Here is a 13,032-nt window from a genome sequence, read left to right on the forward strand (position 1 = left end):
TCACGCGGCTGCCGGCCAGCGGCCGGCACTACCCGCACCGCGTTGCCGCGACACAAGGCCGCCAACGGGGTCATTCAGCTTTCCGACGCAGCGCCTTTCCGCCCGCGCCACAGGGCCTGCGCCGCTGCAGTCACCCTACTGTGCCCTTTTCGCCTTCGGCACTGTGTCTATAAATGTCGCCCTCAGCCTCTCAAGGTGGTCCTGCCCGGTGCCATGCCGCGCGATCCACACTCACAAGGAGGCCCCATGCGCCGCATCCTCATCCTGCTCGCCACCCACGTACTCACCCTCGGCCTCGGCTTCGGTCTGGGCGTGTATTTCCTGCCCATCCTGATCGCGCCCGACGATCCGCCGGTCGAGCAGGTACAGACCGCGATGGCCGACGCCACCTATCGCACCACCTTCCGTCGCGACCTCAAAGGCAGTGACGCGGTGCATTGGGCCGAAGGCAAGGTCAGCGTCAGCGCCCGCCAGGTCGCCTTCGACGGCAAGATGGGCCCGGGCCCGGACTACAAGGTCTACCTGGTCCACGACTTCGTCGACAACAAGGCCGACTTCCTGAAGATCAAGGCCAAGGCCAAGCGTATCGGCGAGGTCAAGACCTTCAACCGCTTCCTGGTGGATGTGCCGGCCGATGTGGACGTGGACGAATTCACCACCGTCGTGGTGTGGTGCGAGCGCTTCTCGCAGTTCATTTCAGCCGGGCAGTACCGGAAGCCGGGCTGAGGCTGGACATCATCCGGGTAGTGCCGGCCGCTGGCCGGCAGCCGCGTGAACTGCCCGAAGATCCGGAGGTTGCCGRCCAGCGGCCGGCACTACCGGATCCACGCCATGCGTGGATGCACGTGGATGGAATGAAGGGGCGGAGCCGGCCGATAAGCCGGGTTCTGTCGTGGACAGTCATTCCTCTAGGCGTTACGTCGCCGCAACGCTCAAGCAACCTACCCGGATCCAACGCGGGCCGCGCCAATGGATCCCTATTTGGTCTTGCTCCAGGTGGGGTTTGCCGTACCGGTCTGTTGCCAGACTCGCGGTGCGCTCTTACCGCACCATTTCACCCTTACCGGCCTTCCGAAGAAGACGTAGGCGGTATCTTTCTGTTGCACTTTCCGTCGGCTTGCGCCGCCCAGGCGTTACCTGGCACCTTGCCCTATGGAGCCCGGACTTTCCTCGGCACCCCCGAAGGGATGACGCGACTGTCTGGCCGACTCCGCCGTGCGCATTCTACCGCACGCGGGCCTGCCCTGCCGGGTTGATCGCGGCGCGCGATTCATCCATCCACGCATGGCGTGGATCTACCGAGGCTTCGCACGCCCCATCAAGGCCGCCCGCGACTCCAGCTCCACCGTCACCGTCAATTCGCGCGACTGCGGCTTCATGCCGTCCCATTCAACCCGGCGCAGCCTCACCTCCACCCGGTCACCTGGATTGCGGGATTTCAACGCCTGCCCAATACCGAAGACCGTCTTCACCCGGGTGCCATCCACCGCCAGCACTTCATCCCCCATGCGCACGCCGGCCCGGCGCGCGGGACCGTCGTCGGGCTCGGCTTCAACCACGGCAGGGCCACTCATCTGAATCCCCAGCACCGGGCGCAGCGCATCATTGCGCAGATCACCCTCACCGGCCCGGTCGCGCGCAAGCTCGGCCGCGCCCAGCAAGGCGTCGTCCAACGCTGCGTCGAAATAGGGCGCGTTATCCACGAAGGCCCCGCACTGCCACTGCGCGCGTTCGGGCAGCTGCATGCGACCAGCGCGCAGCGCCAGTTGCAGGTCGCGCCACTGCGTCGCGCTGACGTACCGCTGCTGGGTACTTACTACCTGCTGGTACGCCGCCTCGATCGTTGCGCGGTTGTCGGCGTCCACCTGCAGGCAAGCGTCGTACGACTCCAGAACATCGCGCGCCATGCGGTACATCACGTAGCGACTGTAGTTCCGGGCCGGATCCAGCTGCTTGATGCTCACCAGACCGGGGTCGAACAGCGCGTAGCCGATGTAATCCCGGCCCAGATCGGCCTCGGTCATGGCCTCGATGTCGTCGCCCGCGGTGACCGGGGCKGGCGCGCCAACCAGGGCAAGCAGCAATGACAGTCCGTTTGCCAGCATCTTTTTCCTCCATGAAGAACTACGGGACTTCCCCCGACGCCCCAAAACTAACATCTCAACCCTTGTTCCAAATTGTCGGTATTTACTTCATTTATACCGACACTATGGAACAATCGCCCAATGACCGACCCACTCGCCATTGCCAAGGCCTTGATCCAGCGCACGGGCGCGGCACGCTCGCGCGATCTGGTCCGCGCCGGCGTAGCCCGCGCGCAGCTGTCGCGACTTGTCGCCGCTGGCAACTTGCAACGGCTGTCCCGGGGCGTGTACATGCTGCCCGGCCTGGCTTCGGCGGAAGGACAGGAGGGACTGCAGGTTGTCGCCGAGCGCACTGCTTCGCCGCGACTGTGCCTGCTGAGCGCCCTGCGCCAGCACGGCCTGACCACCCAGACACCCTTCGAAGTCTGGATTGCCATTGGCAACAAGGATCGTGCGCCCCGTATCGACTGGCCGCCTCTGCGGGTTGTCCGCATGTCGGAAAAGACACTGGAGGCGGGGCTGGAACCACTGCAGGTCGGACGCCGGCACGTGCGCACGACCTGCGTGGCCAAAACCGTTGCCGACTGCTTCAAGTACCGGAATCTGGTGGGTATGGACGTTGCCATCGAAGCGCTGCGGGACGCGCTGCGCGAGGGCGCGACCACCGTGGATGAGCTTTGGAGGTATGCACGCCTCTGCCGCGTTGCCAGACTGATGCGCCCCTATCTTGAAGCGCTGGCATGACCTCCACGCCCTCCTCAGACCGCATCCGCTCCATACGGCAGCGGCTGCGTGACCGCGCACGGGAGCGCGACGAAGACTTCCAGTTCGTACTGGATCGCTTCGCGGTAGAGCGGATGCTGTACCGGCTGTCGATGTCCCCTTACCGGCAGCAGTTCCTGCTGAAGGGCGCGATGCTTTTCGCGATATGGTTCGACGTTCCTCATAGGCCCACCCGTGATGCCGACTTCCTGGGGCACGGATCGTCTGATCCCCAGCAGCTGATGCGCATCGTGCATGACCTGTGCGCGATTGAACTGGACGATGGATTGCAGTTCGATGCGGCCTCGGCTGCCATCGAATCGATACGCGAAGGCTCCCACTACCAGGGACTGCGCATGCGACTGTGCGCTCAGTTGGGCAATGCCCGCTGCCACGTCCAATGGGATGTCGGGTTCGGCGATGCCGTCCATCAGCCGCCGCCTGAATGCAACTACCCGGTACTGCTCGATGAGTTCCCGTCACCCCGATTGCGGGTCTACCCGCGGGAAGCCGTCACAGTACTGGGCATCGCCAACAGCAGGATGAAGGACTACTTCGATCTGCTGGCGCTGGCGCGCGAAGGTGAAATGGCAACCTCCTCACTGAGCGAGGCGATTCGCGCGACGTTCGAACGCCGCGGTACACATTGGCCGCAAGCGCTGCCGTTCGGCTTGTCGAAGGCATTTGCCGACGATGCGCAGAAACAGGCGCAGTGGAGAGCCTTCCTGCGCAGAAATCGCCTGTTGGCCCCACCCTTGGACGTAGTGATAGGTGAAATCAGCACCTTCATCCGCACGCTGCACACGTAACGACCCTCGGGTGTCTGAGGTCGGAGCCCCTGCAGGGGTCCGACCCCGCGCATCAACTGCCGTACAACGCCTTGCGCGGTGCGCCGGTCAATTCGGCCGCCAGCTTGGCGGCGGTCGACGGCGGCAGGTGCTCGCTCAGCTTGGCGTAGACCTGACGGCCATGGGCCAGCTGCGCCTCGGCATCATCGCCAGCGCCCTGCACCATCACCACGAACTCGCCCTTGCGCTGGTTGTCGTCCGCTTCCACCTGCGCCAGCAGCCCGGCCAGGTCGCCGTCCAGCACGGTCTCGAACAGCTTGGTCAGCTCGCGCGCCAGCACGGCCGGGCGCTCGCCGCCAAAGATCGCCGCCATGTCGGCCAGGGATTCGGTAATGCGGTGCGAGGATTCGTAGAACACCATCGTGCGCACTTCGCCGGCCAGCGCCTGCAGGCGATCGCGGCGGCCGCTGGCCTTGGCCGGCAGGAAGCCCTCGAACGTAAAGCGGTCGCTGGGCAAGCCGGCCACGCTCAGCGCGGCGATGGCGGCGCAGGCGCCGGGAATCGGGCTGACCTTGATGCCGGCCGCGCGCGCCGCACGCACCAGCCGGAAGCCGGGGTCGCTGACCAGCGGGGTGCCGGCATCGCTGACCAACGCCAGCGATTCGCCTGCCTGCAGGCGGGCCACCAGGCGCTGGGCCAGCGCCTCTTCGTTGTGCTCGTGCAGCGCCACCAGCGGCTGTTGGATGCCGAAATGGGACAGCAGCTGGCCGCTGCGGCGGGTGTCCTCGGCGCAGATGGCCGCCACCGAACGCAGCACGTCCTGCGCGCGCGGGCTCAGATCGGCCAGGTTGCCGATCGGCGTGGCGACGACATACAGGGTTGGGACACTCATTTCAGCGGTACTCACGGGGCAAGGGTAGAATCCTAGCGTGTACCTGGCCAAGGCCGCTGCCCTCATCGCATGGACCCGATCATGAACAAGCCCGCCGCACGCATCTCTGCCCTGTCGCTGTCGTTGATGCTGCTGGCCGGTTGTGCCACCACCAGCCTCGTCAGCGCGCCCGAATCGCCGGCCCAGAGCCAGGCGCTGGCGCTGATCGAACAAGGCAAGCCGCGCGACGCCGCCCTGCAACTGGAAGCGTTGGCCGCCACCCTGCGTGGTGGTGCCCGTAGCAACGCCCTGGCCGATGCGGCCTGGGCCTGGCATCTGGCCGGCGACAGCGCACGCGCGCGCAGCCTGCTGGGCCAGGTGACCGCCCGCCAGGTGAACGGTGCCAGCCTGCAGCGCTACCAGCTGGCCAGTGCCGAGCTGGCGCTGGCCGACAAACAGCCGGCGCAGGCGCTGGCCCTGCTGAAGGATCATGGCGACAGCGTGCACCCGAGCCTGCGCACGCGCTGGTCGCTGGCCCGCGCCAATGCCCTGCAGGCCACCGGCGATGCCTTCGGCGCCGCCACCGAACGCGCCCGTGCGCACGCCGGTCTGGCCGGTGCTGCGCGCAACGAGAACCAGGCTGCCATCTCCGGCCTGCTCGGCACCCTCGACGATGCCACCCTGCGCAGCCGTGCCGCCGCGCTGCCGGCCAATGACCCGCTGTACAACTTCGCTGGCCGCGCGCTGATCGCCCGTGGCCTGCCGCTGCCGCGCCCATTCGATCGCGATGGCGCCGCCCAGTTCGACACCAACAAGCGCCCGCCGGCGATGAGCGATGGCTACCGCCCGCCGGCCAAGCTGGCGGTGCTGCTGCCGCTCAGCGGCCGCCTGGCCACCGCCGCGCAGCCGGTGCGCGATGGCCTGCTCAGCGCTTACTACGGCGAAACCCGCCGTCGTCCGGAGGTTAATTTCTTCGATACCGCCGGTACCCCGGCCGGTGCGCTGGCCGCGTATGACAAGGCCGTAGCGTCCGGTGCCGACTTCGTGGTCGGCCCGCTCGGCCGCGACGAAGTGGACGCCGTGTACGGCCGGCAGCAGCTGCCGGTGCCGGTGCTCGGCCTGAACCGCGGCAAGGATGCACCGCCCGCCGGCAGCGCCGGGTTCTCGCTGGCACCGGAGGACGACGGCATCGTCGCCGCCGAATACATGCGTGGCCGCGAGCGGAGCAAGGCGCTGGTGATCAACAGCAGCGACGACACCGGCCGCCGCGCCGCAGCCGCCTTCGCCCAGCGCTTTGCCCAGCGCGGTGGTAGCGTCGCCGCCACCATCGCTGTCAGCGAAACGGTGGGTGATGTCAGCGCGCAGGTACGCAACGCCGGCGCGGTCGATGCGGTGTTCCTGGCCGTACGTGCACCGCAGGCCCGCCTGCTGGCGCCGCAGCTGGCGCTGGCCGGTGCCGGTGGTGCCACCCGCGTGGGTACCTCGCAGCTGACCACCGGCAGCGGCAAGGTTGAAGAAGACGTGGCACTGGACGGCATCATCTACCCGAACGAAGCCTGGAACGTGCGCAGCGTGTCCGGCGTGCCGTCCGCTGCCCAGGTCACGCAGACCCTGCCCAGCGCGCGCGGCGCCGCCAGCCGCCTGTTCGCCTTCGGTGCCGATGCGTGGAAGATCAGTGCCTACCTGGACAAGCTGGCCACCGAAGGCGGCCTGGACGGCGCCACCGGCACGCTGTACCTGGACAGCAACGGCAACATCCTGCGCCAGCCGGCATGGTCCACCTTCAGCGGTGGCCGGCCGATGCCGATCGCCGGTGGTCGCTGAGCACCTGCAACGTGGCTCGGCGGTGGAAGCCGCCGCCGAGCAGCATCTGCAGCAGGCCGGGTTGCAGCCGCGTGCGCGCAACGTGCGTTATCGCGGCGGTGAACTGGACCTGGTGATGGATGACGCCGGCACCGTGGTGTTCGTGGAAGTGCGCTACCGCGCGCGACAGGACTTCGGTGGCGGCGCGGCCTCGGTCGATCCGCACAAATGCCGCCGCCTGATCCACGCTGCGCAGCTGTACCTCCAGGACCATCCCGCCATGGCCAATGCGCCCTGCCGCTTCGATGTGGTTGAAGCCACGGGTGAACCACCGCAGCTGCATTGGCTGCGTGATGCGTTCCGGCTGGACGACTGCTGATGGCTACCCTATGCCGGCCAGCGGACGGCACTACCAGAGCCGATGCCTGATGCCCTCGATCATCACCCACGCGGCGGTGCCACTGGCGTTGTGGTGCGCCGCTGATCGCGGCCGCATTCCACCGCGCCTGCTGGGCGCCGGCGTGATCGCGGCGATGCTGCCCGACGCCGATGTACTCGCGTTTGCCCTGCACATTCCCTACGCCGATGCGTTCGGCCATCGCGGAGCCAGCCACTCGTTGCTGTTCGCCCTGGTGCTCGCCGTGTTGGCGGCGGTGTTGGCGTTCTTTGGTAGCCGCCGACCTGGGTCGGCGCCGCTCAGCTCCGGTAGTCGCCAACCTTGGTTGGCGGTGCTGTGCCAACCAAGGTTGGCACCTACCACGGCAAAGCCAACCTTGGCATCTACCGTACAAGCGGCGGCGTTCGTGTTCGTCTGCGCCGCCAGCCATCCATTGCTGGATGCGTTGACCTCCGGCGGCCTTGGCGTTGCCCTGGCCTGGCCCTGGAGCGAACACCGCTTCTTCGCGCCCTGGCGCCCGATCCGCGTTTCACCGTTTGCCCCGCAGTTCTTCAGCGCGCGCGGCGTGGCCACCTTGCTGTCGGRACTGCGTTGGGTCTGGCTGCCGCTGGCCGGTGCCGTTGTTGCCTGGAAACTGATTCACCCCGCCCCCGCTGCCCCACGAGATCTGTCATGAGTACTGCCCTGCCCTCCGCATTGGTTGCCGAACTGTCCGCCCTGCTGGGCAGCGACGGCTGGCGCATGGATGACGGCGCACTGGAGGCGAACGCGCAGGACAACTCGTGGCGCCACCAGCGCCCGGCTGCGGTGGCACTGCCGGCAGATATCGAACAGGTGCAGGCGCTGGTGCGTGCCTGCCGCGCGCATGGCGTGGCCTTGGTCGCACGCGGTGCGGGCACCGGCACCACCGGCGCCGCCGTGCCAGTGCCCGGCAGCATCGTGCTGTCGTTCACCCGCATGGACCGCATCCTCGAGATCCGCGCCGGTGACCGCTGCGCCGTGGTGCAGCCGGGCGTGCTCAACGGAACGCTGCAGCAGGCACTGGCACCGCACGGCCTGTTCTGGGCACCGGACCCGTCCAGCGCCGAGATCTGCAGCATCGGCGGCAACCTGGCCTRCAATGCCGGCGGTCCGCGCGCGGTGAAGTACGGCACCAGCCGCGACAACGTGCTGGGCCTGGTGGCGGTGACCGGTACCGGCGAGGTGATCCGCTGCGGCGGCGCCTACACCAAGGACGCTACCGGCTACGACCTGACCCACCTGTTGGTGGGCAGCGAAGGCACGCTGGCGCTGATCGTGGAAGCCACGCTGAAACTGACCCCGCTGCCGGTCAGCCAGGCCGGCCTACGCGTGCTGTACCGCGACGCAGATGCCGCCGCCGCTGCCGTGTCGCGGCTGATGTCGCAGCCGGTGGTACCCACGCGATTGGAGTTCATGGACGCGCGCAGCCTGGAGCTGCTGCGGCTCAACAGCGCCGACGTACCCGAGGCGGGCGCGATGCTGCTGGTGGAAGCCGACGGCGACCACGACACCCTGCCCTACCTGCTGCAGGCATTGGCCACCGCCGCGGAGGGTGACGGCATGATCGCGCTGGATGTGGCGATGGAAGGGGCCGCGCGCGAGAAACTGTGGGCCGCGCGCAAGGCGCTGTCGCCTGCGCTGCGCAGCRTCGCCCCGGGCAAGATCAAYGAAGACGTGGTGGTRCCGGTGTCGCGCATTCCCGACCTGGTGGCCGGCGTGCAGGCGTTGGCGCGCGACTACACACTGACCATCGTCACCTTCGGCCATGCCGGCAACGGCAACCTGCACGTCAACATTCTGTACCACCCCGACGACGCCGATGAAAACGCACGCGCGCATGCCGCGCTGCCGAAGATTTTTGAACTGACCTTGGCGCTCGGCGGCACGTTGTCCGGCGAACACGGCATCGGGTTGGCCAAGCGCGATTTCATGGCGCAGGCCTTTTCACCGGCCACGCTGGAAGCGATGCGGGCGATCAAGCACGCGCTGGACCCCGATGGCATCCTCAACCCGGGCAAGGTGCTGCCGCCGGTGTGAACCTGCACGGCCGACCGCAGCGCGGCTCCCGCACCTACCCGCTATGGCAGCACCATGTCGCGGCGGCGCGCCTTCATCGGTAGGTCGCTGTCAGCACCGCCTCGCCAATGATCGTCCCGGGTTGCAGGGCATCGGCCGTGCGCCTGTAGCGCGCGGTGAAGGGAACGTCCTGGCTGCCCTTGCTGGACCAGCCGTGCTGCCAACGCTGTCCGAACTGCACCGGGTTGCCTGCGCGCAGCATCTCCAGCCGCACGCCACCTGCGTCGGACCCGCCCGCAGGCGTCAGCAGGCTGCCAGCATTGCCGGCGTCGTTGGCATCGGTCAGCACCATCTCCACATCCACGTTTGCACTCGGGCAGGTCATGGCCACTGCCACCGCCTTTTCCCCTGCCGTACTGCCCGCAGCCGCCAGAAGATCGGCCGACACCGGATCCAGCGATTGCGAACTGTCGGCCAGCGTACAGGTCAGCGTGGGCACGTTCACCTCGAGGCTCACGTGGTGCTGGATGCTCTGCGAAGGATCGTTCTCGTCCCACGAGGTCGCCGTGCCCAGCGATGTCAACGGAATGCTCTCCATGGCCCCACCGCGGAAGAACAGCACGACGGCGAGGTTGACCGAGACCCCTTCAGTTGCGGGCGACACGAAGCCGGGATTGCGATGACGCCTGCCCACGGGCACCGAGTCTTGGCTGCGGCCACCGCTAAGGTCAACTGCGTCCACCAAATGCACGAAGCCGATCAGCGGCGAGCGCGGCCCAAGGCTATACACGCTGTAGGTCCTCCCGGCGTCCGTAATCTCTCGCTCGTACGTCAATCCGCTGAACGGCAGCTCAGTGAGAAACGCGTTCTGCCCACTGTCGCACTGATACCCCCCCTTCACAACGCCGCTGCTGACCACCGTCAATCGCCTGTCCGGCAGATCCAGGTTCGGCATCGTGAGGCTGACGGTGAGGTCCTGGTCGCCGGGAGCAAGCCGGATGCAGCCGGCAGAGGCTAGCGGGGAGAGTGACAACAGCGCCACCACCAGCGCGGCGCCGTTGCGGACGCGCCGCTTGGCACAAGCTGTCGGCTGACGGACACTGGCAGCGCTCATCAGTCGTAGGCCGCCGTCACCGTGATCTCGGTCTGCACCGCGCCGGCGGTCAGCCCCCCCAGCACCGGCAGGTAGTAGCCTGCGCGCAGCGCATAGCTGGCGGTCGCACCGGTGACCGGCACCACGAGGTCGCGCGTGCCGCAACAGCCACCCGCTCACAGATAGTCCGCCGTCACCACCACCTCGGTCCGCACCACGCCGGCGTTGATGCCACTGGTGGACGGCAGGTAGTAGCCGGCACGCAACGGATAGGTGGCCGTGGCGCCACTCACCACCAGATCCACACTGTCGCCCTTCGTCAGATAGGTGGTGCCGGTGGCCGCTGCCAGCAGCGCAACGCTTACCCCGGTGGCGGCATCGGCGGCCGCAGTGTTCTTCCAACGCAGCGCGTCGCCATCGGCGGCGGTGCCGTCGAAGGTGAGGGTGGCCTTGGTAACGCCGATGCAGCCAGTGAAGTTCAGTGCACCGGCCTTGAGCGCGTTGTCGCCGACGGTCATTTCGTTGGCCTTGACCGGGTCCAGGGATATCTGCGCGTCCGCCAAGGTGCAGGTGCCGGGCAGTACGCGACCGGTAATGGTCAGCGTGGCCGCGAAAGCGGCCGGGGCGATACAGGCCAGCAGGAAAGCGATGGCGATACGGGTGGGGAAAGCAGTGGAAGCGTGCATGGGATGACCTCGTGATGGAACGACGGAAAAGGGTTCAAGGTGCGTCGGTGGTGGCAGCCTGCAGGACCGCCTGCAGGCCGGGCGATAACGCGGGGTACGGCGTGCACACCGCCTGGGTCCAGGACAGGCCGTACGCGTCGGCGGCGGCAGGCGTGGTGTATTCCAGGCGGCAGCGGTGCGGGCCGTCCGGGTCCACGATCAACGCGCCGCTGTCGTTCGCGCCGCGCAGCTGGATCACGCCGCCCTGGCCCACCGCGCCCATCGGCTGGCCGTTGTCATCCACGACCCGCGCAGCGAACGGCAACGGCTGGCCGAGCGCATCGGTGGCGTCGATGAACAGCGTGCGCTCGCGCGTGGCGGTGAACGCCACCCGCACGATGCTGCCCGCGGTGGGCGCCACGCGCTGGGAGGTCTGCAGCAGCTCCACTTCCAGCGGCAGGCCGGACGGGTCCAGGTCGATCTGGTTCCAGCGATAGGGGCTGACATGCGGCAACAACGCGTAGCCATTGCCGGCCACACGGATCGGGTCGCCATAGCCCACTTTCGCCCCTTCGGCGCCCTCGGCCTGGACCAGCACGAAGCCCTCGCCCACCGCGGGACCGAAGTTGATGCCACCCGCGTGCAGCGCCACGCTGCCAGCCGCCCCCAGGTTGAGGCTGCGGTAGCGTTGGGCCTGGCTGTAGCCCGCGTTCAACGCAACGGTGCCCCCCTGGTAAGCAACATAGGTATCAACGCTGCCCGACTCGGCGGCCGACCGGCTGGCCGTGGCGCTGTAGGTCAGTGCGCGGGATTCGCCCAGCGCACCTGCGACCCCCAGCTGAAGCTTGCCACCCTGGCCGGAATGGCCCACCTGGGTGGTCGCGCGTGGCGCACTCGGGCTTCGCCCCAATGGCACGCCGAAGGTGAAGGTGTAGCGGGTGTCCTGGCGACCGTCACCGAGGCGATAACGCATTGCTGACAGGCTGTAGTTGGCGCGGCCCAACGTACTCTGGAAGCCGAGCTGAAAGTCGTTCTGCCGCTGCGTGCTGTCCCAGTAGGCCACATGGCCGCCGCTGAGGTACACCGAGCTGCGCGCGCCAAGCCGCTGGGTGAAATTGACCTGGTAGCGCTGTCGCGCACGCGTGCTGTAGCCCCACGCATCGTCGTGCGCGCGCGCGGCATCGTTGAGGGTGAGGTAGCCGCGCGTGCTGTAGCGATAGGCGGCAAGACCGACGTTGGTGCCTGTTCGTGCAACGTAGCGCTGAAAGTTCAAGCGGATGCTGTTGCCGGTCACCGCATCGTCTCCGCGCAGACGCGCGCGCGAGTGGGTCACATCGGCACCGAAGGCGCCGATCGCGGTGTTGATGGCTGCACCGGCCAGCACCGACTGGTACGCCTCACCCGCCTGCGCACCGCCGAGCAGGGTCAGGCGGTTGCTGATGCCACGCGCGTAGGTGCCTTCGGCAAACCGCAGGGGCTCCACGTTGCCGCCGGCATCGCGCAGCACGCCAGCCGTGGCACTGAAGCGGGAAGAGCCGACCCGCAGTGCCTGTGGCACCGCAGAAAAACTGACCGAGAAGCGCTGTTCGCGGCCGTCGGCCTCGGTCACGGTGACAACCAGGTCGCCACCGAAGTTGGTGGGATACAGGTCTTCGATCAGGAACGGACCCGGCGCGACGTTGGCCTCGTGGATGATGTTGCCGTTCTGGTGAATGCGCACCACTGCATTGCCTTCGGCGATGCCGCGTACCGCCGGTGCATAGCCGCGCAGTGAATCGGGCAGCATGCGCTCGTCGGTGGCCATGCGCACGCCGGTGAACGCCACGCTGTCGAACAGTTCGCCACCGGTATTGCCCTGTCCGAGCAGCAGCTGGCTGTTCCACTCTGGCAGGTCGCGTTGCAGGTGGCTGCTGATCACGTCGTGATGGGTACCGCGCTCGCCCTGGTTCACTGATGCACGATGGCGCAACCGCCACGCACCCAGGTTGAGGCCGGCACGCAGGCCCAGGTAACGGTTGTCGCGCCCATCGCTGCGGTGCTGGTTGAAACTGTAGTCAATGAACCCGGCGTTGATGCCGCGGTCGCGCTGCGCCGGGGCGACATACCCGCGCGCATGCTGTGTCTGGGCGGCCTGCGGCACGCTGATATCCAGCTGCAGGCTGCTGCTGTCGAAGGCCACGGTTGCGCCTTCAACCAGTGCCGGCAGATCCATACAGGTGGCGTCCTGCGCTGCCAATGCGTCCAGATAGGCCGGCTTCAACGATAGATGGCCTGCCAGCTCGGCGGGCAGACAGGCCGTGGCGATATGCGGGTCACTGGAGGCGACGAAGGAGATGTCGCGTGCCAGCAGAAACTGGCCATTGACGTTCACTTCCACCGCGTAGTCACCGGCGGGCAGTGGATTGCCATTGGCATAGCGTGACATGTCGATGGCGTCGCCACCGAGCAGGAAGCCTTCGCTGAACTCGATAGCCGGCGCGGGCGCTGCCCATGCAGGTGCGGCCAACACCAGTGCAATGGCTGCCGACAGGG

At 67.5% G+C, this 13,032-nt stretch carries 13 protein-coding genes and 1 other RNA gene; 7 read left to right on the forward strand and 7 right to left on the reverse strand.

Annotated elements, in window-relative coordinates:
• Window positions 1–246 precede the first annotated feature (246 nt).
• Window positions 247–726 (forward strand): DM13 domain-containing protein, encoded by a 480-nt coding sequence (locus AB4Y84_RS03245; RefSeq protein WP_312786598.1) that lies wholly within the window; start codon window positions 247–249, stop codon window positions 724–726.
• Between the two features lie 134 nt (window positions 727–860).
• Here AB4Y84_RS03245 and rnpB read toward each other — a convergent pair.
• Window positions 861–1,212, reverse strand: an RNA gene (gene rnpB / locus AB4Y84_RS03250) — RNase P RNA component class A.
• A gap of 83 nt (window positions 1,213–1,295) precedes the next feature.
• Window positions 1,296–2,105 (reverse strand): PDZ domain-containing protein, encoded by an 810-nt coding sequence (locus AB4Y84_RS03255; RefSeq protein ID WP_181393114.1) that lies wholly within the window; start codon window positions 2,103–2,105, stop codon window positions 1,296–1,298.
• A 72-nt stretch (window positions 2,106–2,177) separates the two neighbouring features.
• On the opposite strand from AB4Y84_RS03255, the gene AB4Y84_RS03260 reads away from it, so the two are divergent.
• Both AB4Y84_RS03260 and AB4Y84_RS03265 read left to right on the forward strand, forming a co-directional pair.
• Window positions 2,178–2,828 (forward strand): type IV toxin-antitoxin system AbiEi family antitoxin domain-containing protein, encoded by a 651-nt coding sequence (locus AB4Y84_RS03260; protein WP_258223414.1) that lies wholly within the window; start codon window positions 2,178–2,180, stop codon window positions 2,826–2,828.
• Window positions 2,825–3,655, forward strand: coding sequence for a nucleotidyl transferase AbiEii/AbiGii toxin family protein (locus tag AB4Y84_RS03265; RefSeq protein ID WP_442244658.1), 831 nt, complete (start codon window positions 2,825–2,827; stop codon window positions 3,653–3,655). The genes AB4Y84_RS03260 and AB4Y84_RS03265 overlap by 4 nt, the downstream gene beginning before the upstream one ends.
• A gap of 52 nt (window positions 3,656–3,707) precedes the next feature.
• Here AB4Y84_RS03265 and rsmI read toward each other — a convergent pair whose 3' ends face one another.
• A complete protein-coding gene (rsmI, locus tag AB4Y84_RS03270; RefSeq protein ID WP_108267214.1) occupies window positions 3,708–4,526 on the reverse strand; it encodes a 16S rRNA (cytidine(1402)-2'-O)-methyltransferase in 819 nt (272 codons plus the stop codon).
• 81 nt (window positions 4,527–4,607) lie between these two features.
• Here rsmI and AB4Y84_RS03275 point away from each other — a divergent pair, with 81 nt between their 5' ends.
• Genes AB4Y84_RS03275 through AB4Y84_RS03290 form a run of 4 tightly spaced genes read left to right on the forward strand, consistent with a single transcriptional unit; the run spans window position 4,608 to window position 8,763 of the window.
• Window positions 4,608–6,329: a penicillin-binding protein activator gene (locus tag AB4Y84_RS03275; RefSeq protein WP_442244659.1), complete on the forward strand. Its 1,722-nt coding sequence runs from the start codon at window positions 4,608–4,610 to the stop codon at window positions 6,327–6,329.
• Window positions 6,319–6,687, forward strand: coding sequence for a YraN family protein (locus AB4Y84_RS03280; protein ID WP_363729811.1), 369 nt, complete (start codon window positions 6,319–6,321; stop codon window positions 6,685–6,687). Before AB4Y84_RS03275 ends, AB4Y84_RS03280 begins: the two co-directional genes overlap by 11 nt.
• Before the next feature lie 49 nt (window positions 6,688–6,736).
• Window positions 6,737–7,381: a metal-dependent hydrolase gene (locus tag AB4Y84_RS03285; protein WP_442249765.1), complete on the forward strand. Its 645-nt coding sequence runs from the start codon at window positions 6,737–6,739 to the stop codon at window positions 7,379–7,381.
• Window positions 7,378–8,763, forward strand: coding sequence for an FAD-binding oxidoreductase (locus AB4Y84_RS03290; RefSeq protein WP_442249766.1), 1,386 nt, complete (start codon window positions 7,378–7,380; stop codon window positions 8,761–8,763). The genes AB4Y84_RS03285 and AB4Y84_RS03290 overlap by 4 nt, the downstream gene beginning before the upstream one ends.
• Before the next feature lie 73 nt (window positions 8,764–8,836).
• Here the strand turns inward: AB4Y84_RS03290 and AB4Y84_RS03295 are convergent, their stop codons facing one another.
• Genes AB4Y84_RS03295 through AB4Y84_RS03310 form a run of 4 tightly spaced genes read right to left on the reverse strand, consistent with a single transcriptional unit; the run spans window position 8,837 to window position 13,030 of the window.
• Entirely contained in the window at window positions 8,837–9,856 is a 1,020-nt protein-coding gene (locus AB4Y84_RS03295) for a fimbrial protein (RefSeq protein WP_442244662.1), read from the reverse strand.
• Window positions 9,856–9,981 (reverse strand): hypothetical protein, encoded by a 126-nt coding sequence (locus AB4Y84_RS03300; protein ID WP_394197877.1) that lies wholly within the window; start codon window positions 9,979–9,981, stop codon window positions 9,856–9,858. The genes AB4Y84_RS03295 and AB4Y84_RS03300 overlap by 1 nt, the downstream gene beginning before the upstream one ends.
• A gap of 30 nt (window positions 9,982–10,011) precedes the next feature.
• The gene (locus AB4Y84_RS03305) at window positions 10,012–10,521 is read right to left on the reverse strand and encodes a fimbrial protein (RefSeq protein WP_108264791.1); all 510 of its coding nucleotides are present in this window, start codon (window positions 10,519–10,521) and stop codon (window positions 10,012–10,014) included.
• Between the two features lie 34 nt (window positions 10,522–10,555).
• Window positions 10,556–13,030 (reverse strand): fimbria/pilus outer membrane usher protein, encoded by a 2,475-nt coding sequence (locus tag AB4Y84_RS03310; protein ID WP_442249767.1) that lies wholly within the window; start codon window positions 13,028–13,030, stop codon window positions 10,556–10,558.
• Between the last annotated feature and the right edge of the window lie 2 nt (window positions 13,031–13,032).

Origin of the sequence: Stenotrophomonas sp. 2YAF22 (assembly GCF_052114665.1) — a bacterium.
Taxonomy (GTDB): domain Bacteria; phylum Pseudomonadota; class Gammaproteobacteria; order Xanthomonadales; family Xanthomonadaceae; genus Stenotrophomonas; species Stenotrophomonas indicatrix.

Coding starts and splice junctions, on each gene's coding strand:
- AB4Y84_RS03295 (WP_442244662.1), bottom strand. CDS start 9,856: ATGAGCGCTGCCAGTGTCCGTCAGCCGACAGCTTGTGCCAAGCGGCGC.
- AB4Y84_RS03275 (WP_442244659.1), top strand. CDS start 4,608: ATGAACAAGCCCGCCGCACGCATCTCTGCCCTGTCGCTGTCGTTGATG.
- rsmI (WP_108267214.1), bottom strand. CDS start 4,526: ATGAGTGTCCCAACCCTGTATGTCGTCGCCACGCCGATCGGCAACCTG.
- AB4Y84_RS03245 (WP_312786598.1), top strand. CDS start 247: ATGCGCCGCATCCTCATCCTGCTCGCCACCCACGTACTCACCCTCGGC.
- AB4Y84_RS03305 (WP_108264791.1), bottom strand. CDS start 10,521: ATGCACGCTTCCACTGCTTTCCCCACCCGTATCGCCATCGCTTTCCTG.
- AB4Y84_RS03265 (WP_442244658.1), top strand. CDS start 2,825: ATGACCTCCACGCCCTCCTCAGACCGCATCCGCTCCATACGGCAGCGG.